Here is a 21,704-nt window from a genome sequence, read left to right as displayed (position 1 = left end):
GAATTAGACCCAAATTTTATCGTTGGGATTGCTAACGATCAAAGTTTAGCATCGAAAAAATCATCTGATTTATTTTTGTAATAACTTTTAAAAACAAGAATTATGAGTAAACAAAAAATGACACCAAAGGCGGCAGCAAGAGTGCAAAGTGCAACAGCAAAAAAAGGAGGTGGAACCGTTTCAAAGAATAGTTTTGCATCGAGGGCGCAGCGTGCTGCATCAAAGAAATAGAATACAAATAATATAAATGGGCTGCTTCGTGCAGCCTTTTTCTATGGAAAAGCCATTTAAGAAAAGAAGGTTCAAAGACGGTATACCCTTTTGGTTTATGCTCCACTGTATTTTAAACTATAATTTCAAATCATTTAAAAGGTTTCTTATATACATATTCCATTTTTCAGGTTTTATTGATATACGGAAAAAGGCTGTTCAAGATTATAAGGTTGAAGAACTGTATACGTTTTTAGAACCTATGCTTATCGCTAAAATTTATAAAAAGGATTTTTTGAAGATTTTCAATGTAAGCAACAATACTTTTAATAAATATTTCGAAGAGCATATAAAGTTGAATGGATTAGAAGGCAGAAGGAAATATACACTATTAGAAGCAAGTGAAATAATTAATGAGTGGCAGGGTAATGAGCCTTGGGGGTATTTTGAAGCCATAACAAAGGAAAATATGGTCAAAGGATTAGCATTGAGAGATTATAGGGTCCTAGCCAACGATCTGAACAAACGATTTGAAAAGGAATATACAATGAATAAATTTTCCCCGGCTAGAGTAAAGCAATTTTTAGAACATATTGATGCGCATGAAACGAAAGAGGCTTCCAATATCCTTGGATATAGAATGCTGGATGTTGAAATAAAATATTGTTTAGTTGGAATGTCGCTATTTTTTTACAATACACAGCATTATGAAACAAATGAAAAGCACAATTGAGAAGGATTTCAAAAAAAAAGGCAAAACTCTCCAAGCTTTACTATTGGAAAATGTTTTGGCCACTTTCTATGGAGGTAAAGAGAAGGCTGCGCAGCGTTTAAAGATTTTAAAATCCAGTTCGAATTCGGATGAAGCGTTTTTAGAGGCGCTAAAAGAAGACCTTTTATATGATGAATGGATGAAAGTGATGGGTGCTTTTTCCGAAACTGATAACTTATCAGACTTCTTTAAAGCGATAAAGGGATTGCCAAATGATTCTACCGTTAATATTGCTTCTCCGAAATTAATGAAGATGAGGACGGTTGTTGAGAAATATGATCGGTCAGGAAAATCGCCATTTCTTGATTTTCCTTTAGACATTGCTAGGAAAGTTTATTTTACTATTAAAGAAACTAGGGGGCTTTTAGGTATAAAGGGTAATAGAATCTTCAAAAAATGGATGAAACATTTTGATTTATATGATGTTTCGGATTCAAATTTTGCAAAGAGAAAATTTAATTTATTGGAGTATATGAAAATCGTTTCTACGTTTATTGAAAAAGGTGGAGAACTTAATATTTCCGATAATATCGACGCGTATATAAAACGGTTTGAAGATGGTGTAATGATCTCAAAAGGACAACTGGCAGAAATAACTGAATTGGACTATCGGAAATTGAAAGAGTATATTTCAGATTTAAACGAAATACCACAAGACGTGCATAAATTTCCCTACGTTATAGCACAACAAATTATCGCTTACTGTGAGGCCCAAGAACTAGAATAGCAACTCTATTATTACTATTTTAGTTCATAGATAAACCATGTTATTATATTAGGCGTAGAAAATTTTAGACATGAAAAAACTCAAGATCCCCAGAAAGCTTAAAAAGCGACTGAAGAAAGGAATTTGGTTTCATCAACCCGAGGAAGACGGAGGAGCTTATATAGCATTTCCGTATAAGGATGCTGAGGATTTTAAGGCATATAAGGAAAATCGGTTGCGAAATGTCTTGGATAAGCACAATACTCGAACGCGACGTCAAGCATTCAGAAAGAAACTTAATGCTCCCGTTGAGGTGAGTGACGAAACGCTACGTCAGTATGTAGATGATATGTTGCGAAAAGATATTAGACGCTCGTCTTATGAGCTATTGATCAAGGCAAAAAATAATAACCAAGCGGTGATAGCTTATTATAATTTTGTAAATGCCTATCAGCTGACTAAAAAGGGAGAAGATTCTTATGGGAATATTTGTTGTGCTTCCCTCGATGTAGCCAAAAGATTACTGAAGAAATAAATTTATCATATGTAAACTCACTAAAGAAACTCAGCTTCTCCGTTGCTTTGCTTCTTTGCCACTGGCTATTGGCTGTTAGTCGATGGCGTCAATAAAATCCCAAATCACAAATTCCAAAGTAGTCGTTAGTAATTAGTCTGTAAATAGTGAACGGTGAGCCGTGATCGGTGATCAGCAGGGTTTTTTTAGCTTCTGGTTCCTGGCTCTTGGCTTTTGACTACGATATGATCATAAAGTGCTTTGCACTACCCCTGGATTCCCGCAATGTCGGGGTGATCGCTGCATAACTGCACAGTTGGTTTAACTATTGAAACAGCTTACAAAAACCAATTTTCGCTACGATTAAAAATTGCGTAAATTCACAGAGTGCCAAACGCGAGGCGTTATACAAGACCGTTGTGTGCTATACCATAAGAACCTCACCTATTGAATAAGTTACTAAAATATCGAGCAAACCTAAATCTTACTCAAGAAGAATTAGCTGAAAAAGCAGGTGTTTCTGAGCGAACCATTCAACGAATTGAAAAAGGAACAGAACCCAAAGGGCATACTTTAAAAGTACTTGCTAAGGCTTTAGGAGTTTCTGAAGATGATTTGAAAGGAAACACATCTGTAAAGGAAGCTATAAATTACCAACTTGCCAAGTATATAAATCTTTCTTCCACTCTTGGTATCATTCTTCCACCAATCAACATACTACTTCCTTGGTTTATTATGAAGCATAAAAATCAAGTGAATGAAATAACAAAGCAAATTGTTTCAATTCAACTATTCTACACAATTATTGCAGCAGTATGTATTCTTTTAAGTCCATTTGTAAGTAGATGGTTCGGAGTAACCAAAGAACTAACCTTAATACTTTTAGTTCTTTCGGTTGTCGTAAATCTATATGTGATTATTAGAAACACTGTTGAATTAGACAAAAACCAAAAACTATATATCAAGTTGAATTTTAGCTTTTTATAGGGGGTTGTCGGGAAATTGTCGCTTAATTGTCAGGTAAGATAGTACTGATTTTTTAATTAGCATTTAGAATTTTGTGATTTCAAACATCAATCAAAATTTAAAATGAAATCGTATAATTTACTCCTTGCAATTGTCTTAATTCTTATCCTAAAAAACAGTAGCGCTCAGATTATCAATAATTCAGATGTATTTATTGCTCTAAAAAAAGCAGATAGCCTGATTTTTAACGAGTGTTTTAACAATTGTAATATAGAGGTTTTACAGTCTTTACTGCATCAAGACTTTCAGTTTATGCACGACCAGAATGGTCTTCAGAACAGGGAAGCGTTTTTTAAAGGTTTTGAGGAAAGTATTTGTTCAAACGAAAACTATAAACCCATTCGAAAATTAGTGGAAGGTAGTTTGATTGTTTACCCCCTCAAAAATGGGGGAAAACTATATGGTGCCGTTCAAATGGGACAACACGAATTTTTTATTGCAGAACCAAACAAGGAATTACGCTTTACGGCTAATGGAAAATTCATCCATACTTGGTTACTTGAGGGTGAGAAATGGAAACTTTATAGCGGAATAAGCTATGACCACCAGCAGCCTAAAAAATATCCTGCAATGTTTGAAGATAATTATCCATTTCCACTATTTGATAATGATTCGAAAATAGAAAAATTGTTAAAGGCACTCAAGATTCCTTCTATATCCATTGGGTATATTGAAAATGGAAAACTACAACAGGTTCGAGCTTTTGGTGAACAACAACCAAATGTCGCAATATCCAATAATAGCATCTACAAAGTGGCTTCACTCACAAAGCCCATTACGGCTATGGTCACTCTAAAATTAGTTGAAGCAGGGAAATGGAATTTAGATGAGTCTATTTCAAGATACTATGTTGATGCTGAAGTAGAAGACGCTCCCTTCTTAAATAAATTGACAACAAGAACCATTTTAAGTCAAAAATCGGGGTTGCCAAATTGGAGATATTTACGTGAAGATAAAAAGTTAGTATTTGAATTTGAACCTGGAACAAAGTTTCAATATTCTGGGGAAGGTTTTGAGTGGCTAAGAAAAGCTTTAGAAAAAAAGTTTAAAAAATCATTGGAAGAAATTGCCGATGAAGTATTGTTCTCACCTTTAGGAATGAACGATACGCATTTTTATTGGACTAAAGAGATGGATGAAAACAGATATGCTGTAGAAAGTGATGAAGAAGGTACTCCTATTGAATTTCAGAAATATTATAAACCCAATGGGGCAGCCAATCTATTGACAACCGTTGAGGATTATGGGAAGTTCCTAGTGAATATCATTAACGGGGCCGAGCTTTCAGAAACACTCTATAATGACTTTATACATCCACAAACAACTATGAAGGATGGTATTTATTGGGGGTTGGGAATGCAAGTTTTTCCTGGTTTACCAAAGGATGAATTTGCACTTGTCCATACTGGAGGTGATTACGGTACAAAGTGCATTGCTATCTTGTTGCCCAAATCCAAAAAGGGATTAATTGTATTTATCAATTCGGAAAACGGATTGATAATCTGGAAAAAAATAATCAGTGAATACCTAGGTGAAATTGGAAAGGAAATTGTGAGGCGTAATTTAGAGTAAATTTCATAAAAGCACGGCACACAACAACGAACTGAGGTAAAACGCTCATAGCGTTGCGTTCGTCAATTGTATTGAATTTCCCTCAGACCAAAAAAAGAAAAGGCTACTGCCGAAAAATCCGTACATTGAAAACCCACGCAACGGGTGGTTATACAAGACCTTTGTAACTAATTATAAAGTCCTACTGAAGCAATGAAGAAACTAATTTTAATACCATTAATCTTAATAATTTTAACTGGTTGTAATCCTTTAAAAAACGTAACGGAATCGGAAATTTCAGTTGAAGGTTCTACTTGGGAATATTATGATGAAGACTGGACTTATCAGATTGAATTTAAAGAGAACGGAAAAATTAAAAGCACACATCCGAATGACAATACCCCCGAAAATGACTCTTGGACCCAATCTGGTAGTGAAATCCATTTTGAATTTAACGATGGTTTCTCAAATTATGATGGAAAGATGAAGTCAGTTAATTTAATTACTGGAATTGGAAAAAGTACTAGCGGAAAATGGGAATGGAAAATGAAAAGAATTAAATAACTGCATAACGACGCATGGCGTCATCATCATGTTTAATTTTATTGCTTTCTTCCAGATTCATGACAAACAAGCTTATTTGAAAATTTCGTAAATTCGAAGACAATAAAACAATATGTTACACGATACCGTTACGCACTTATTGAGTCCATGAACTTTCCTGAAATAGGTTGGCTAAAAATTAGCATAGTTAAAAATAACTTTAGAAAAAGTAAAGCTTACATTTCAGCAAAACCGTTGAAAGTTTTGTAATACCTGAATGTCAATTACACTGAAAATCAACCTGGTAAATAATAAAATACAGAAAATGAAAAAAATAATAATCTTGATTTCTTTTTTATTTATATCGATAAATTCAATCGCTCAAGAACCTGATTTAATTGTTGGTAATTGGGTCTTTAGTGAAGCCCTTAATGAGAATATTGCACCAGAACAATTAGCCTATATAAAAGCTGAAATAATTGGGAAATGGAATTTGAATTTTAAATCTGATGGAAAATTTGAAACCTCTATGATGGGGGAAAAAACGAGCGGAACTTGGATTTTCGATGCTGATTCTAAAACTATAGCTGTTTCAGGTGTAGAAGGAGGCCCTCTAGAATTTAAAATTTTGAAATCAACTCAAGATGAGCTTGCTTTAAAACTTGGGTTGGGCGAGTTTTTACTAAGAAGAATTAAATGATATAAACTATGCACAACAACTAACGCTCATTAAGCGGAGTTAGTTGCACGAGTGAAGAGCCTGTTAGTTTTCTAAAACAATATTTATCTAAGAATTCGTAAATTACAGAACCGCTTAGCGAGAAGCGTTACATATGACCGTTGTAACGAATTATTGATACCCAATGCAAAACGAGCAACAAGTAGAAAATCAAAAATTAAATCTAGCTGATAAAGGGATCCGATTTGGTCATAATCTAATTGACACAATTGGATTTTACTTTATAGTCTTCCTACATGCCCTGATACTAGATGAATGGCTTGGAATTATGCCCGAAGGGGGATCGAACTGGTTCGGAATTTATTTCTTTTTTCTCTATGCTATGTTCCACGCATTGTTTGAATATTACTTTGGAAAGACGCCTGGTAAGTTTCTTACAAAAACAAAAGTTGTGAAAAAGAATGGAAGTAAGCCTACATTTATCAATATACTTGGGAGAAATACAGCTCGGTTGATTCCATTTGATCCGATATCATATCTATTTTCAGATAGAGGTTGGCACGACCAAATATCTGATACTTGTGTTGTAATGGACACAAAGAAAAAATAACGTTTCACAACAAGGTATAACGACGAATTTGGCGGCGTTGGTTAACAGTATTAGATTTCGTAAAATCACACAAAGAAAAAGCATAGCTGAAAAATCCGTAAATTGACCTAGCGCTAAACGTGGGCGTTATACAAGACCGTTGTGTAGCATTTTAAGACTGATTAATGATGAGTTACCGTGGGAACTTATTAGTATTTAAAATCTAGCTTATTATGGGATTAATAAATAAAATATCTAGAATAGCAAAAGCAGTTGTAAATGAAATCGATAAACCTGAATCTTTTGTCAAAGGGGATGAATTTGAAAATTATGTAAGAGAAATTGTTTTTCCAAAAGATAAATATGAGCTTATACATAAAACGCACTCTTATCAGGAAAATAAAGGCGATTATATAGAAAGTACTCTATATCCAGACTTTTTGTTCCGTTGTAAAAAGACTAAAAAAGAATTCTATGTTGAGGCTAAATTCAGAAAGGGTTTTTTTAAAGACAAAGTTGAATGGACTAATAATAAACAATTAAAAAGATATAAAGAGGTAAATAATAATAAGCCAGTAATTGTTTGTATAGGATTAGAAGGAACCCCAAAACATCCCGATTTTATTTTTCTAATGCCTGTTTCCAAAATAAAATATACTGGATTATATGAGTCAGCATTACGCGAATTTGAATTCTATATTGATAAGCCTGTTTTTCCTAGTTATTTATGGAAAATGATTAATTAATAATGCTACACTACAATGTATATGTGCATTGCTTAGACGATTGACCTTATTGAGTATCCTATAAGCCTTTTTAAAAAGACGGTTATCTAAAAAATCCGTACATTGACGACCGCACCACAGCGGTGTTATTCAAGACTTTTACAAACAATTTTTATGAAAACACGTATGGGAAGACCAATACTATTGACAGTGCTTTTTATGGCCTTACTTAATTTAAATTCAATTGCTCAAACAGAATTTGGGATAAAAGCCGGACCTAACCTAGCTAAATATTCTGGGACTTTGATAGGAGCAGATTATAAATACAAAGTGGGCTTTTTTGTAGGAGGATATGTCAATTTTGGCATTACTGAAGAACTAAAAATACAACCAGAAATACTTTTTGCCCTTCACGGATCAAGGTTTGTAACAGGTGATATCGAGGTACGTGAAGGACCCGATGAACTACCTGTCATTGGGCCTTTTAAGACCAAGACAACGGAAACTACTGTTCAAATACCAATAATGGCCCAATATTTTGTAGCTGATAGATTTTACTTCGAGGGTGGGCCGCAATTCGGGATTATCCTCAATCGAAATGAAGAATTGATCGAATCACCTTTTAATGATCCTTCATTTAACCAAACAATGGATTTTGATCCGGATACATTTGATCTTGGTCTCGCGGTAGGGGCAGGCTATGAACTAAATGAGACTATTGCGTTAAACGTACGATACTTTTTTGGATTAATAGAACGAGATTTATTTGAGGTAAAATCATCCGTATTGAATCTGGGGATTGAATACCAATTATGATCGTGATACATTTGTTTGTTACACCATACAACGTGCTTGGCAGGTGAGGATAAAGGAATGAAAAGTATGGTGGTAAAACAAAACATTTAGCGCTACTGGAAATCACAAATTAAAAGTCAACCCCATTATTAGAAGCACTATATAGCACCATTTTAGCACATTTAACCAAATCAACAAAAATGAAAGATTGCAATTTATATATTTTACCTTTTTTACTTTTAATTCCATTTTTAGGAATTGGACAAATCCCCAAGGGACATTTTTTGGATGCAGATAAAACCGCGGAAAGAGGATATAAGGTAAAACCGTTTAAACAAGAAAAAGAGGGAATTTATCATTATGCAGTTTTAACAAAATTACCTTTTGAAAATAATTGTAGTCCTGAACTTTCAGAAAAAGAACAAATCTCATGTTCTGAACAAAGTTTAAGAAACCTCATTTATCCTAACCTTCCTTCAGAAATTGGCTTTAAAGGTCATGTTTATGTTCACTTAACAATTACAGAAGACTCGAAAGTTACTGATTTGACTGTTAGTTCTTATCCAAAGTCCGAATCGATAAACAAAATCATAAGTGAAGTTATTACTGCTATCAAATTTAGGCCTGGTGAGTTTAATGAAAAAGTTGTGAAATCCAGACTTTGGACTTCATTCACATTTCCTTCTTCGTCTAACGAACTTTTTTCAGTATCATTGGCGAAAATGCAAGAAGATGAATACCCTACATACGAAGATTATGAAAATCTGATTTTTGATGCAAGCCAGTATATCTTTTCAAATCCAGTTTACCCAAATGGAAATGAATTTAAATCAGCCACTCAAATCGTAGGATTTTGGATGAATAAAGAAACTGGAATGGGAATACCAACCTTTGGAAAATTCTATGACGCTTTAACCAACGAAAACAAACAACAGTTTCTTTACGCTGTTGCCATGATAAATTACGGATTGGATCAAAAGATAAATCACAATCGAATTTTAGAATGCAAGCCAAAAGATGGTCAAAAATATAGTGAACAAGAAGATGTAAAGGAAGTGCAACTTGGTGGAGCTAAAATTTTGTTAGAATTTATTGGTAACAAGGAAAATAATGTTCCTATGAATTCTAAAACAAAGAAGTTTTATAAAGCCTACAAAAAAGGAATGCTCGAGGAACAATTATTCAACTAAGAAACGTGTTACAAAGCCGTATAATGCTCATTGCGTGCGGTTGATGGTTATACCATTGAAAAGGATTATAGAAAACCAACTTCCGTATCCTAGCTGAAAAATCAGTACATTGACAAGGATCGCGATGTTACATTAGAGCGTTGAATGCCACTCAAACGAATGAAAAAAAATCTCTTAGTAATACTGCTGCTGTTTTTTACTTTTTGGAGTTGCCAGACCGATAAAAACGATGGCGAAACCCAACAGTATTTACGCTGGGTGGGCGATATTACGTACAATGAGCAGACCGATACCTCAGATTTTAGGGTTTGTAATGGCGACGATAATGTCCTGCAGTATTTCAATTTGGGAGAAGGCCCTGTGTATACCGATGAGAAAGCGACAATCTTACGGACCTTCAAAGAGCAGTATAAAGCGCTACCCAATAATAAGGAAAATGGACTCATAAGAATCCGCTTTATTGTGAATTGTAAGGGCAAGGCAGGAAGGTTCAGGGTGTTGCAATCCGACTACCAGTATCAGCAAAAAGAATTTGATTCAGAAATCGTTTCCCAACTGCTAAACACTACCCAAGCAATCGAACAGTGGAAAATCTTATACCGGAACGATATCCCCGTAGATTATTATATGTACCTAATTTTCAAAATATCGGATGGTCAACTAACCGAAATGTTACCCTAATGAAATATCTAACCCTTGTACTAATTCTGTTCTCGGTTTCAACTGTAATGGCACAACCCAATTGCGAGGCCTTCAAGTATTATGGCGACACCGAAAAATATGAAGCGTGTAAAAAAGCGATGGAAATAAAGGGACATTACCAGTTCAGCAAAGCGTATCAAACTATATTGGATGAGGCCATTACCATCGACCCTACCTACGACTATCCGTATTGGGCTAAATCCATCGCCTATCTTAAAAGCGGCGATTTCGTAACATGGAAAAAACTGATCGATAAGGCAGTTGAACTAAATCCAATAGGCCATTTAGGGTACAGAGGTTGGTGTCGGTATCAATTTTTCAGGGATTATAGAGGAGCCATCAACGATATTGAACAACTCGATAGCTTGGTCGATTACGACATTGGACATTCGCAAAACGGAACGTATCACTTAAACATAGCAAAAGGGTTGTGTTATAAGGCCATTGGCGAAAAACAAAAGGCAATAAAAATCATAGCGGACCAAATCAAACGAAACAAAGAAGGGAACTTTGTGGGGGCCTATGACTACCTACATTTAGGCGTGCTGTATTTTGAAACAGAAAATTTTGAAAAGGCAATTGAGATGTTTACAAAACAAGCAGAAACGAACGATTTAGCCGAAAATCATTATTATTTGGCGTTAACGTATCGAAAACTGGACAGATTAACAGAATTTAAATCCTCTTTGGAAACCGCAAAAGAACGTTACGTTGGAGGAAGAAGAATGTCGGATCCATATTCTAATCCGATGGATAAAATATACTTGGAGGACATAGAGAACGCGCTGACCTTGGCTAACATGAATTAGCAATGATTAGTTAGGCGCATTAATTACCGATAATTGATTGAAATTCCATGTTCCAAGCTTCACATAGGCTGTAAGCTGTAAGCGGTATGCGGTTTCTTTGCTTCTAGCTCTTGGCTCTTGGCTCTTGACTGTTAGTCGGTGGTCGGTAGTCCATAGTCTTTAGGTGGTAGGATGTAGGATGTAGGGTGTAGGGTGTAGGAGGTAGGGAGTAGGGAGTAGGGAGTAGGATGAATAGTAGTAATTAGCTCCTTTGCTCCTTTGCTCCTTTGTTACTATAGCTCAATTCTCAATTCTGAATTCTGAATTCTGAATTCTTGGTTCTTAGCTCTTAGTCGTTAGTTATTAGTCTATAGTTGATAGAAGCTGTAAGCTATAAGCCATAAGCTTTAAGCGGTATTTTCTGCTTCTTTGATCCTTTGTTTCTCTGCTACTTTGAAACTGAAGTTTATCGTGTATTTTCAAATTTTCAAATCGTTTCATCTTTAAATTAACAAATGATACCAGTCCTAACTCCTAACTCCTAACTCCTAACTCCTAACTCTGTTCACGGTTCACATCTCACTACTCACTCGCTACAATGTAATCAGTCCTTCCGCTAAACATATTGAAACCAGATGCGTAGAGTTTTTACAATCTACCTTTTGCAGGATGTTTTTTTTATGGGTGCGGACGGTATGGTCTGAAATGTGGAGGGCGGCGGCAATCTCTTTGGCATTTTTCCCGGAAGCAAGTTCCGTTATGATATCCAATTCCCTGGCCGTTAATACTTTTTTTAAGCTGGATGTTTTGTTCAATTCCTCTGGCTTGAACGAACCGTTGGTGTTGGTCACGTTATAGTAGGACGGACCATTTTTGCTATTGATAAAAGAGACGCCTTCGGCGCTATCCTTACATAAATGTGAAATATCACTATGAATGCTAAAAACGTGTATAAATTGTCCCATATCATTTATGGAGAGAACGGTAGCTTGGTGCAGCATGACCCGCTCCTTGCCATCATAACTTTTATTTTTATAGGTGTACGAAACCTTATAATCCAGTCGCTCTTTAGGCGATAAATATTCCATCATAAAATGCTGAATGGTCTTTTCCTTTCTATGAATGGCTTCAATTTCCTCTGGTAAGGCCAATGCTAGCAATTTTTCCATGGTAGCAGCAGCGGGTTCTTCCCCAATAAAGGTTTTTACCGAATCGGATACAAGCTCTAGATCAAGGGTATGGAAATTGGCGATATAATAATACGATTTCCCAGGCGCCATCAAATCGGCCATCCGCTTAAACTGGTTGGGGACTTCTAATTTGTCTGATTTTTGAATGGCTTGACCGTAATTCGACTGCCAATAAGTAACGATTTTATCAAAAGGTTGCGACATATAATCAAGAAGCTATTAAGAATTTGCCTACAATATAAAGAAATTCATCATATATGGCTACGGTAGTAAATAGGTAAGGGTGGAAGTAGCATGAATAAAGAAGTAGGATTGATATTCCTTTTCTTTGGAGAAATAAAAAAGCGATCAATACTGTAGGAAAAGTACGAATATACCCTAAATGCGGTATTTAGAAAACTATCGTATTCCCCTAATATTACACCCGTAAGTAGTAGGCCATGGGGATCGCTAATTTTAATGGAAAGGGTATTTGGATGGTATGTTGGTACTGTCTAATAGCTTTTCTAATAAGTTGTAACAACACAAAAACTGATGTACCGCGTAAGGAAGTTTCACCGAAGGAAGCACCGAGATTGTCGATGATGCCTATGGGCGCATCGCCAAAAATAGGAAGTGATTCCGCAAGCGTGAAGATGATCGTGTTTGTTGATTATGAATGTCCGTTCACTGAAAAATTCGTCAAACAACAATTACCCCTGTTGCGGCGGCGGTATGTTGAAAAGGGGTTGTTGCAGATCAACTTTCGAAATTATCCACTGCCCTCTCACGCAAATGCCGTTACACTGGCGCATGCTGCCACTATTTTATACGAAGAGAATCGCTTTGAAGAATTTCTGACAACGGTATGGGGTGGAAAACGAGCGGGTGATTCGACAAAAAGTAAGGATAATCAACGGGTACCGGAAGTCTCTGAAGCTATGCAAGAACGTATACAAGACGAAATTCGGGAGTCTAAGTTGTATGCGAACATAGCGGGGATTACAGGTACCCCTACTTTTATCATTAATGATAGAATACTTACGGGCGCCAATAGAAGAGACGATTTACTAGCGCTCATAACCTATAATTTAGAAGGAAGGGTGCCGCAAGATAGAAAAGCGGGAACCTGCCAGTAATAAATCAAATAAAGCTACCTGATGAAAAAAACAACCAGTACACTATTTCTACGTATTTCTTTATTGCTGCTTATAGTATCAGCCTGCCAACCAGATTCGGAAGGCGAGTCGAGGGATATAACCGTAACGGTCGATGGGGAAAGCATCGCTATAGACCCACATGATTTTGAAGTTCTGTTTTTTAATACCACGGTAGAAAATCACGATATGGAAATTGCCGGAATGATACCTGGTTATGATGAGAACCGATTCTTTTCACTTCAATTTGAAACCTTGGAATTTTCAGAATTAACCGAAGGGACCATCGATAATAATACCTTGTGGTCTGTAGACTACACCTTGGAAATCGGAGATACTTATGAAGACTTTATCGATTACGACCAATACTTTATCGATCCCGATCCCTATTTCACCTTCGATTCAATCGAGATTTATTTCGACCACTTGTCCGATTCTAGAATTGCGGGAGAGGTAACCCTATCGTTTCAGCATGAGGGCGAATCTACTACGCATATCGTAAATTTCGATTACAGCAAGCCAGGAGGAGGGTTAATAGGAAACAGTTATTATACTGACGGCGGTGGCGATGGCGACGGTGATGGAGATGGAGATGGTAATGGAGACGGCGACGGCTCATCGGGCGATTGTAGCATTGAAGATTATAACGGTCCCGAGTTCGATATTCAAGTCGATGCCCAATGTAAGGCCGCCTACATCTACGACTGTGTTGGCGATGAGGATGCGCGAGATGCCGCCTGTGCCCTGTATTATGAATATGGTGAAGAAGTATGGACAGGTTCAGGGCCCTTACCGGAATGTCCTTATTGTCCGTAATTGAAATAAAAAGCAACTCGATTGTGTGTGTTTGTTAGCCAATAGAAAGAGGAAGGTGAACGTAACCATTAGCCTTCCTTCTATTGACAGTAGCTATTGCCTATAGTACGTTTCGAAAAGTTTTAAAGTATGTAGCGAGACAATCACGGTTTTAAATATATATATTGCCAAACTTCAACCTAATAACAAATTACGTATGAATTTTCTAAAAGTTATATTGCTTACGGTACTGTTCAGCCTAACGTTTCATTCCTGCTCAGAGGATACTAGCGATGATCCGGAAAACCAAGAACAAATACCCTTTGCAGGGGAAGTGTACAGCTCTGAGTTTGTGTATATACAAACAGAGGTTGCCACTGCGGACAATTATGATGCTACCTTAAATGGAACCCCCATAAAGGTGGTGGATCCTGGTAATGAATTAGGGGATCTGATGTTTTTTGTGGACCCGGCCATGGTAACGATTGGTGGCAATGATAATATTCTTGAGATTCCTGCCCTTGATCTAAAACTAAGATATGAGGTTCGGGAAACGGTTCTTGAGTCTTCCGTAGCTGAAACGCTGGAGCCCTATTTTATGGCTATTAACAGCGCGGAGTTCGACACCAGTACAGCCTCGGGTCAGAATGCACAGCGTTTTCGTGAAGGCCTTCTTCAAATGTATCAGTCGCTTTCGCAAGAGGAAAAGAGAAGTATAGCGCTTTTCCACCAAGCCAATAGCAGTTTATTTAATTCGGCGTATTCAGATTTGCGCTTAGGGCGCATGCCCAACGAAAATTTTGATGAATGTCTGGCAGCAACATTCCTAACAGGCGTTTTTGGTGGCGGTGCGTATCTTTTGGCCAACCCTGCAACCTTGCCTTTATCGGCTATATCAGCTGGGATAGCTATCGTTGCATTAATTGAGGCAAAACAATATTGTACCGCTTGGGTACAAGGTGAAATAAAGCATGCCTTTCTAAAACTTGATGGTATCATTTCCGATCGTTCTGCAGAACCATTACGGATGCCAGATGGAATCCAATTTACCTCTGCAGAACCAAAAGAGTTGAGTGCGGTGAATGTAATGCGCGGTCTACAAAGTTCGGACGCCGACGATACGAATGCCGATATTTCCAGGTTCTTTTCATTTGTATCCCGCATGAATGATTATATCATAAACACCCTTAATGATATCATTATCTGGTATAACGATCAAGTTCCATTTTTCGCTGAAGTAGATCCTTTCCAAGCACCGGTCGATATTCCTGAAAATGGTACTGAAGAACCCATACCCCTAGAAGTGGCCTCGTCCTTCCTCTTTGGGTTTTCGGTGGCCGATAGTGACGTGGCAATGGACTATACAATGGACCAGGATGGTGAGATTATTTTCACGATGACAATCGATGAAAATGCAAGCGAACAGGAAATTGAAACGACCTTAAACTATACGTATAGTGACCAATTTAATGATGGTGTAACGGGTTCTTTCCCGATCACCGTTACTGCGCAACCTTTGGTAGGCTTGTGGGATATGGTGCTATTCCATAATGGTGTTCCGGTAGGGGAGTATTATGATATCTATGAATCGGATTGTCCCAATATACTTTATGGAAGGGAGACCATGTCTGGCAATTTCACATTTAATGCGGACAATACCTTTAGTTATAGCTGGACAACCATTCAAATAGTGTACAACATTCAGTATGATAGCGATTGTGAAATCGTAGGTGATTCCGAAAATGTAACCTACGACGATGTTGAAACCGGTACGGGTACTTATTCCTTCAACGGCAACAATTATATTCTCGACTATGATGAAGGTGGAACGGAAACCGTTCAGTTTTTGGAACAGGACAGGATTAAAATCTTTGAAGAAGAATACGTTCGTCAATAGTTAACTATTCAATCCTATTTGAAGGAAGGGCTTAAATTCCAAGATATGCTGTATGCAGTAAGCAGTAGGCTGTAAGCTGTAAGCAGTAGGCTGCCCGCCCGTACCGAATGCGTATGTAATCTCAATCGGGTAGGTACGTTCGGGCGGGGATGTAGGGTGTAGCCCGCCCGTACCAAATGCGTATGTAATCTCAATCGGGTAGGTACGTTCGGGCGGGGATGTAGGATATAGGATGTAGGCCATAAGCTTTAAGCTTTAAGCGGTAAGCAGTATTGGGTATTCTTTGCTCCTTTGATCCTTTGATTCTCTGCTGCTTCGAAACTGAAGTTTATCGTGCATTTTCAAATTATCAAATTGTCTCATCTTCTCCACTCATAGACTCATAGACTTCTCGACTCTAAATCCCGTTCACGGCTCATTGTTCACGGTTCACTATTCACCCAAAAAATCCCAAATCTCAAGCTCCAAATTCCAAAATAGTCGTTAGTCAGTCGTCTACAGTACTTAGATAGATCGGTAAAAGTGCCTCTCATTGAATGGGAATAAACGTCACTAGCATGCGACCATAGCTCTACATAGCATATTGAATCTTGCCCTAAAGGAGATGAAATTGGTTTCGGCAAAAAGTGTTATCTTCACAATAATCTGTATTAGAGCGTTGTACGACGTTGTGCTAAACACTGAAACATGATAAAATTCTTTAGAAAAATCAGATATGACTTGTTATCCAAAGGTCAAACCGGTAACTATTTGAAATATGCCATCGGTGAAATTTTATTGGTTGTTATAGGTATTTTGATTGCTCTTAAAATAAACAATTGGAATCAGGTCAATAAAGATGATGAAATTTTGAGGGAATACTTGGGAAAGATAAAGTCGCATACCCAAGAGGATATGAGAATGCTGGACTCCTTAACTATGTATCGAAAGAATATTGGAGATTTATGTAAGAAGGCAAGAATAGCAATTTTGGATAAAAAGGAAGAAGAAAACTTGCTTCTGTTCATGGGCTGTGGGTCTGCTTTTATGGATTTTCATTTCAAACCTAATACGGGCGGCTATGAAGCCTTGAAAAATTCTAGTTATTTCGGTAAAATAAACAACACGAATTTAGATTCCCTTTTAATTCGGTACCACAGACTTGTAGATGACATTTCACAAAATGAAGGCAGTTATAATGGGTGTCTAAAAGGGCAAGAAAATTATCTTTCGACTCAATTTGATAAATCGTTGGTCCTTGCAACGGCGTTCTTACCTCCAGATTCATTAAATGTAAGAGCTACCCCTCAATCTGAATATATGGAGGATTTTAAAGTCTACACTTCCTCTGCGTCCTATAGAAATGTAATTAATTTAGCTGCTTTTCAGTTTGATTGGATGATTGATCTATATGGTCAACTTAATGAAGTAGGTGAAAATGTGATCAAGGAAATAGATTCCTATGAAAATTGATGGTATAACGCTCATGTCGCAAGACAGGTTACACTATAGAAAAGGACTTCGAGAATGAACCAATTTTAGCCTAATTGAAAAATCAGTAATTTAAACAACTCTGTCGCAGCGGCGTACTACAAGATCATTATACCATTCATCAATAAAAAGCGTTAGTATTCAATATGGTACGAATAACAGTTTACATTATGTTATGTTTGTTGCTTTTCAGCTGCCGAGAAAAGTACTATCCACAGGAATTCGAGTCGAGCGATATTTCAAATTTTTGGAACGCTTACGATCAAATTCAGCAGACATCAGATACGACCGAACAAAAGCAATTGCTACACCAGTTATATTTGGATAAAGCGAGTACAGGTCTCAACGATCTAATAGCGGTACGAAATTATACGGAACAAGAGTTCTTCACTGCCATGACCGCCTATCCAGAATTTTGGGCGTCCATTAGGCAGCATACGCTAAATACAGAATATTATCATGATGAAATTTCGGTTGCTATTCAAAAACTGAAAAACGCCTATCCCGACTTGACGCCGGCCAAAATATACTTCACCGTGGGTGCTTTTAGAACCAATGGAACCATTAATGGAAAGAACATTCTAATTGGTAGTGAATTGGCTTTGGCTGACGAGACCACCAATATATCCGAATTACCTGAATGGCGGCAACCGTTCTATAACCAATACAAGCCTCTGGATAACCTTGCGCTATTGTGTACGCATGAGTATGTCCACACCCAGCAGAAGGAATTGGTTACCAACCTCCTTTCCATGTGTCTTTATGAAGGGATTGCAGAGTTTGTTTCATGTGAAGTAACGCAAAAACCCTCAACTGTTCCGGCCATCGATTTTGGAAAGGCCAATGAAAAGAGAGTGGTGGAAAAATTTGTAGACGATCTTTATCTGATGACCAATAATTATAATTGGCTTTGGGGTGAAAATGAAAATGAATTGGAGGTACGTGACTTGGGCTATTATATAGGCTATGAAATTGCTGAGCGGTACTATCGGGAAGCTACCGATAAGAAGAAAGCGATTACGGAATTGATTGAACTCGACTACACCGATGAAGCAGCGGTCGAGCGAATTGTGGATACTTCAGGCCTCTTACCCGATACCATCGAAAATCTTTACGCCGCCTATGAAAGCAAACGACCGTATGTTTCAAAAATCCTCGAATTTGAAAATGGCGCCACGGATGTAGATCCCAGTATCAAGACAATAACCGTGTTATTTTCCGAACCCTTAAACGGGATCCATACCGGACTGGATTATGGTCCATTAGGTGAAGGGTTTTACCCCAAGGTGAATAATGCTACGCGCCAATGGGCAGAGGATAATGAAAGCTATTCTTTTCAAGTGCAACTGGCACCTGGCAAAAAATATCAGCTAGCCATCGGTTCGAACTTCAGGCTCTCGAATGGAATACGCCTTAAACCGTACGTTATTGAGTTTGAGACGAAGAAATAGTTGTTAGTCGGTAGTTGTTAGTCTGTAGTCTTTCAGTAGAAGATGGTGAGTAGTGAGACATGAGACGTGAGGGGTGTAGGATGTAGGATGTAGGAGGTAGGAAGTAGGAAGTAGGATGAATAGTAGTAATAAGCTCGTTTGTTTCTCTGCTTCTCTGTTTCTCTGCAACTTTGCTCCTTAGCCACTGGCTTTTGGCTGCTGGCGACCATAAGATTCCATAACTAAAAAATCCGTAAATTCACAGAAGCGCAGAACGTCCATTATACAAGACTGCTGTAGCACTTACCGACCAAACCAACGAAGAATGCGAAGAATTCACCTATTTGAATTTGAAGACCAAAAATGGTTTCCGTCTTTTTTGAGAAATTACGGTACTGACTTCTTACAGTTTTTGTCGAATAAGACCAAAATGTATCAACCGATTATTCCAATTATTAAGAAAGGTTTGAAAGCGAGTGGAACCAATCGAATTGTTGATCTTGGTTCGGGTGGTGGTGGCGGACTTATTTGGTTAAATTCAGAATTGAAAAAGGATATTCCGGATTTAAAAATAGTATTGACAGACTTTTATCCCAATATTGCAGCCTTCAAATATACAAAGGAAAAAGCGGATAACTTCGAATATATAGAAACACCTATCGATGCTCGGGATGTACCCGAAACACTAATGGGACTACGAACGCAATTTCTATCCCTACATCACTTTAAGCCAAAAGATGCGGTACAAATTCTTCAAAACGCTATCGATGCCGATAAACCGATTGCAATATTTGAGGGACAAGAAAGAAGTATACCAAGTATCTTGGCTATGCTATTTTCACCCATTAGTGTTCTATTGACAACACCATTTATTAAACCATTTAACTTAGGACGATTTTTTTTCACCTATCTGATCCCAATAGTTCCACTCTTTGTGCTTTGGGACGGTGTAGTTTCATCGTTGCGTACGTATTCTATTAATGAAATGAACGATCTTGTGAAGGCACTGAATGGCACTAAGAAATACCACTGGGAAATTAACAGGGTTAAATCAGGTCCAAGTGTGATTTTATATTTATTAGGAACCAAAAAAGAATGAAATACATACTGAAATCCTATCGCAAAAGGTTTTTATACAAGACCCTACTCGTTTTGAACAGCACCAATCAAATGAAAAAACCATTCTTCACGATATTGCTATTGGTTTCTATGCTATCGGGTTGCCAGACCGATAAAAAAGAAGATAAAAACCCAAAGTATTTGCGATGGGTCGGCGATATCGTGCAAAATGAGCAGACTGATGCTTCGGGTTTTAGAATCTGCAATGGAGAAGAGAACGTCCTGCAATATTTCAATCTAGGGGAAGGCCCAGTATATCACGGCGAAAAGAAGTCAATTGTACGAAGGTTCAAATCGCAGTTTACACCAATACCCGATGACAAGGAAGATGGACTCATTAGAATTCGGTTTCTTGTTAATTGTGAAGGAATGGCAGGAAGATTTAGGGTGTTGCAATCCGACTACCAGTATCAGGAAAAGGAATTTGACTCAGAAATCGTTTCTCAACTGCTAAGCACTACAACATCCATTGAACAGTGGGAAGTGCTGTATCGGAACAACATTCCTGTCGATTACTATATGTACCTAATTTTCAAAATATCGGATGGTCAATTAACCGAAATATTACCGTAATGAAAAATATAACCCTTTTGCTAATACTGTTTTCGACTTCGAATATAATGGCGCAACCCAATTGCGAATCCTTTAAGTATTATGGCGACATGATAAAATATGAAGCGTGTCAAAAAGCGATGGAAATAAAGGGGCATTATCAGTTCAGTAAAGAGTATCAAACCATATTGGACAAGGCCATCGCCATCGATCCTACCTACGATTACCCCTATTGGGCTAAATCTGTTGCCTATCTTAAAAGTGGCGATTTTGTTACATGGAAAAAGCTGATCGATAAAGCAGTCGAGCTAAATCCAATAGGACATCTAGGGTACAGGGGTTGGTGTCGGTATCAATTTTTTAGAGATTACAAGGGAAGTATTGAGGACATCGAAAAACTCGATAGTTTAGTCGATTACGACATTGGACATTCCCAAAATGGAACCTATCATTTGAATATCGCCAAGGGCTTATGCTACAAAGGGATCGGAGAAAGGGAAAAAGCGATTGGCATCCTAGAAAAGCAAATCGACCTGAACGAAAAGCAAGACTTCATTGGCGCCTATGATTATCTTCATCTAGGTGTTCTCTACTATGAAACAGAAAAATTTGAGAAGGCAATCGAGATGTTCACTAAACAAGCAGAAACAAACGATTTAGCCGAAAATCATTATTATTTGGCGCTAACATATCGAGAATTGGACAGACTAACAGAATACAAATCATCTCTGAAAACCGCAAAAGAACGTTATCTTGACGGAAAGAAAATGTCTGACCCATATTCCAATCCGATGGATAAAATATACTTGGAGGACATAGAGAGCGAACTGAAAAATGGCTAACATGAATTAGCAATGATTAGTTAGGCGCATTAATTACCGATAATTGATTGAAATTCCATGTTCCAAGCTCCAAATTCCAAGGCAGTCGGTAGTTGTTGGTCTGTAGTCTTTAAGAAGTAGGAAGTAGGATGTAGGATGTAGGATGTAGGATGAATAGTAGTAATTAGCTCCCTTGCTTCTTTACCACTTTGCTTCTTTGCTTCTTCGTCACTAGCTCTTGGCCGTTAGTCTGTGGTCAATAGTCTGTAGAAGTGATCAGTGAACAGTAATCAGTAGGCTTTTTTCCAGCTGCTAACTTTTGGTTCTTGGTTCGGATCACGGATCACAGTTCACGGTTCACTAAAAAAATTCCAAATCTCAAGCTCCAAATTCCAAAATGGGCTGTAAGCTGTAAGCCTTAGGCTGTATGCGGTATTTTTTGCTTCTTTGATACTTCGTTTCTAGCTCTTAGCAAATCGTTCATGGATACCAGCAATCTTCTTT

At 37.5% G+C, this 21,704-nt stretch carries 24 protein-coding genes; 22 read left to right on the top strand and 2 right to left on the bottom strand.

Going from position 1 to position 21,704, the window contains the following annotated elements; genetic code table 11:
• The first annotated feature begins 102 nt into the window (after positions 1-102).
• The 14 genes from I4Q58_RS15680 (at position 103) to I4Q58_RS03020 (ending at position 10,811) form a co-directional block, all read left to right on the top strand.
• Positions 103-231, top strand: coding sequence for a hypothetical protein (locus tag I4Q58_RS15680; RefSeq protein ID WP_262896167.1), 129 nt, complete (start codon positions 103-105; stop codon positions 229-231).
• A 43-nt stretch (positions 232-274) separates the two neighbouring features.
• The gene (locus I4Q58_RS03080; RefSeq protein WP_203293585.1) at positions 275-943 is read left to right on the top strand and encodes a hypothetical protein; all 669 of its coding nucleotides are present in this window, start codon (positions 275-277) and stop codon (positions 941-943) included.
• Positions 918-1,709, top strand: a complete 792-nt coding sequence (locus I4Q58_RS03075) for a hypothetical protein (protein ID WP_203293583.1) — start codon at positions 918-920, stop codon at positions 1,707-1,709. Before I4Q58_RS03080 ends, I4Q58_RS03075 begins: the two co-directional genes overlap by 26 nt.
• Before the next feature lie 70 nt (positions 1,710-1,779).
• On the top strand, positions 1,780-2,223 hold the full coding sequence (locus tag I4Q58_RS03070; RefSeq protein ID WP_203293581.1) for a hypothetical protein: 444 nt from the start codon (positions 1,780-1,782) through the stop codon (positions 2,221-2,223).
• 426 nt (positions 2,224-2,649) lie between these two features.
• A complete protein-coding gene (locus I4Q58_RS03065; protein ID WP_203293579.1) occupies positions 2,650-3,189 on the top strand; it encodes a helix-turn-helix domain-containing protein in 540 nt (179 codons plus the stop codon).
• Between the two features lie 102 nt (positions 3,190-3,291).
• Complete coding sequence (locus I4Q58_RS03060; protein ID WP_203293577.1) at positions 3,292-4,800, top strand: serine hydrolase; 1,509 nt, start codon at positions 3,292-3,294, stop codon at positions 4,798-4,800.
• 192 nt (positions 4,801-4,992) lie between these two features.
• A complete protein-coding gene (locus tag I4Q58_RS03055) occupies positions 4,993-5,343 on the top strand; it encodes a lipoprotein (protein ID WP_203293575.1) in 351 nt (116 codons plus the stop codon).
• 304 nt (positions 5,344-5,647) lie between these two features.
• Entirely contained in the window at positions 5,648-6,022 is a 375-nt protein-coding gene (locus tag I4Q58_RS03050) for a lipocalin-like domain-containing protein (protein WP_203293573.1), read from the top strand.
• Between the two features lie 163 nt (positions 6,023-6,185).
• Positions 6,186-6,611: an RDD family protein gene (locus tag I4Q58_RS03045; RefSeq protein WP_203293571.1), complete on the top strand. Its 426-nt coding sequence runs from the start codon at positions 6,186-6,188 to the stop codon at positions 6,609-6,611.
• 212 nt (positions 6,612-6,823) lie between these two features.
• Positions 6,824-7,336: a hypothetical protein gene (locus tag I4Q58_RS03040; protein ID WP_203293569.1), complete on the top strand. Its 513-nt coding sequence runs from the start codon at positions 6,824-6,826 to the stop codon at positions 7,334-7,336.
• 153 nt (positions 7,337-7,489) lie between these two features.
• Positions 7,490-8,131, top strand: coding sequence for a porin family protein (locus I4Q58_RS03035; protein WP_203293567.1), 642 nt, complete (start codon positions 7,490-7,492; stop codon positions 8,129-8,131).
• Positions 8,132-8,310: 179 nt separating this feature from the next.
• Positions 8,311-9,300, top strand: coding sequence for an energy transducer TonB (locus I4Q58_RS03030; RefSeq protein WP_203293565.1), 990 nt, complete (start codon positions 8,311-8,313; stop codon positions 9,298-9,300).
• Positions 9,301-9,459: 159 nt separating this feature from the next.
• A complete protein-coding gene (locus I4Q58_RS03025; RefSeq protein WP_203293563.1) occupies positions 9,460-9,981 on the top strand; it encodes a hypothetical protein in 522 nt (173 codons plus the stop codon).
• Positions 9,981-10,811, top strand: coding sequence for a tetratricopeptide repeat protein (locus I4Q58_RS03020; RefSeq protein WP_203293561.1), 831 nt, complete (start codon positions 9,981-9,983; stop codon positions 10,809-10,811). The genes I4Q58_RS03025 and I4Q58_RS03020 overlap by 1 nt, the downstream gene beginning before the upstream one ends.
• A 572-nt stretch (positions 10,812-11,383) precedes the next feature.
• Here the strand turns inward: I4Q58_RS03020 and I4Q58_RS03015 are convergent.
• Complete coding sequence (locus I4Q58_RS03015; RefSeq protein WP_203293559.1) at positions 11,384-12,184, bottom strand: response regulator transcription factor; 801 nt, start codon at positions 12,182-12,184, stop codon at positions 11,384-11,386.
• A 236-nt stretch (positions 12,185-12,420) separates the two neighbouring features.
• On the opposite strand from I4Q58_RS03015, the gene I4Q58_RS03010 reads away from it, so the two are divergent.
• The 3 genes from I4Q58_RS03010 (at position 12,421) to I4Q58_RS03000 (ending at position 15,808) form a co-directional block, all read left to right on the top strand.
• The gene (locus I4Q58_RS03010) at positions 12,421-13,098 is read left to right on the top strand and encodes a DsbA family protein (RefSeq protein WP_203293557.1); all 678 of its coding nucleotides are present in this window, start codon (positions 12,421-12,423) and stop codon (positions 13,096-13,098) included.
• Positions 13,099-13,119: 21 nt separating this feature from the next.
• The gene (locus I4Q58_RS03005; RefSeq protein ID WP_203293555.1) at positions 13,120-13,932 is read left to right on the top strand and encodes a hypothetical protein; all 813 of its coding nucleotides are present in this window, start codon (positions 13,120-13,122) and stop codon (positions 13,930-13,932) included.
• A 196-nt stretch (positions 13,933-14,128) separates the two neighbouring features.
• The gene (locus tag I4Q58_RS03000) at positions 14,129-15,808 is read left to right on the top strand and encodes a hypothetical protein (protein ID WP_203293553.1); all 1,680 of its coding nucleotides are present in this window, start codon (positions 14,129-14,131) and stop codon (positions 15,806-15,808) included.
• Here the strand turns inward: I4Q58_RS03000 and I4Q58_RS02995 are convergent, their stop codons facing one another.
• A complete protein-coding gene (locus I4Q58_RS02995; RefSeq protein ID WP_203293551.1) occupies positions 15,809-16,051 on the bottom strand; it encodes a hypothetical protein in 243 nt (80 codons plus the stop codon).
• Between the two features lie 444 nt (positions 16,052-16,495).
• Between I4Q58_RS02995 and I4Q58_RS02990 the strand changes: the two genes are divergently transcribed.
• The 5 genes from I4Q58_RS02990 (at position 16,496) to I4Q58_RS02970 (ending at position 21,221) form a co-directional block, all read left to right on the top strand.
• The gene (locus I4Q58_RS02990; protein ID WP_203293549.1) at positions 16,496-17,260 is read left to right on the top strand and encodes a DUF6090 family protein; all 765 of its coding nucleotides are present in this window, start codon (positions 16,496-16,498) and stop codon (positions 17,258-17,260) included.
• Between the two features lie 164 nt (positions 17,261-17,424).
• Positions 17,425-18,729 (top strand): DUF2268 domain-containing putative Zn-dependent protease, encoded by a 1,305-nt coding sequence (locus tag I4Q58_RS02985; protein WP_203293547.1) that lies wholly within the window; start codon positions 17,425-17,427, stop codon positions 18,727-18,729.
• 304 nt (positions 18,730-19,033) lie between these two features.
• On the top strand, positions 19,034-19,807 hold the full coding sequence (locus I4Q58_RS02980; protein WP_203293545.1) for a hypothetical protein: 774 nt from the start codon (positions 19,034-19,036) through the stop codon (positions 19,805-19,807).
• Entirely contained in the window at positions 19,804-20,400 is a 597-nt protein-coding gene (locus tag I4Q58_RS02975) for a hypothetical protein (protein ID WP_236002807.1), read from the top strand. Before I4Q58_RS02980 ends, I4Q58_RS02975 begins: the two co-directional genes overlap by 4 nt.
• Positions 20,400-21,221: a tetratricopeptide repeat protein gene (locus tag I4Q58_RS02970; RefSeq protein WP_203293543.1), complete on the top strand. Its 822-nt coding sequence runs from the start codon at positions 20,400-20,402 to the stop codon at positions 21,219-21,221. The genes I4Q58_RS02975 and I4Q58_RS02970 overlap by 1 nt, the downstream gene beginning before the upstream one ends.
• Positions 21,222-21,704 lie beyond the last annotated feature (483 nt).

The sequence above is a fragment of the Luteirhabdus pelagi genome, from assembly GCF_016827595.1.
In the GTDB taxonomy this organism is placed as follows: domain Bacteria; phylum Bacteroidota; class Bacteroidia; order Flavobacteriales; family Flavobacteriaceae; genus Luteirhabdus; species Luteirhabdus pelagi.
Note: the sequence above shows the minus strand (reverse complement) of the source record. Positions and strands in the feature narration are given on the sequence as shown.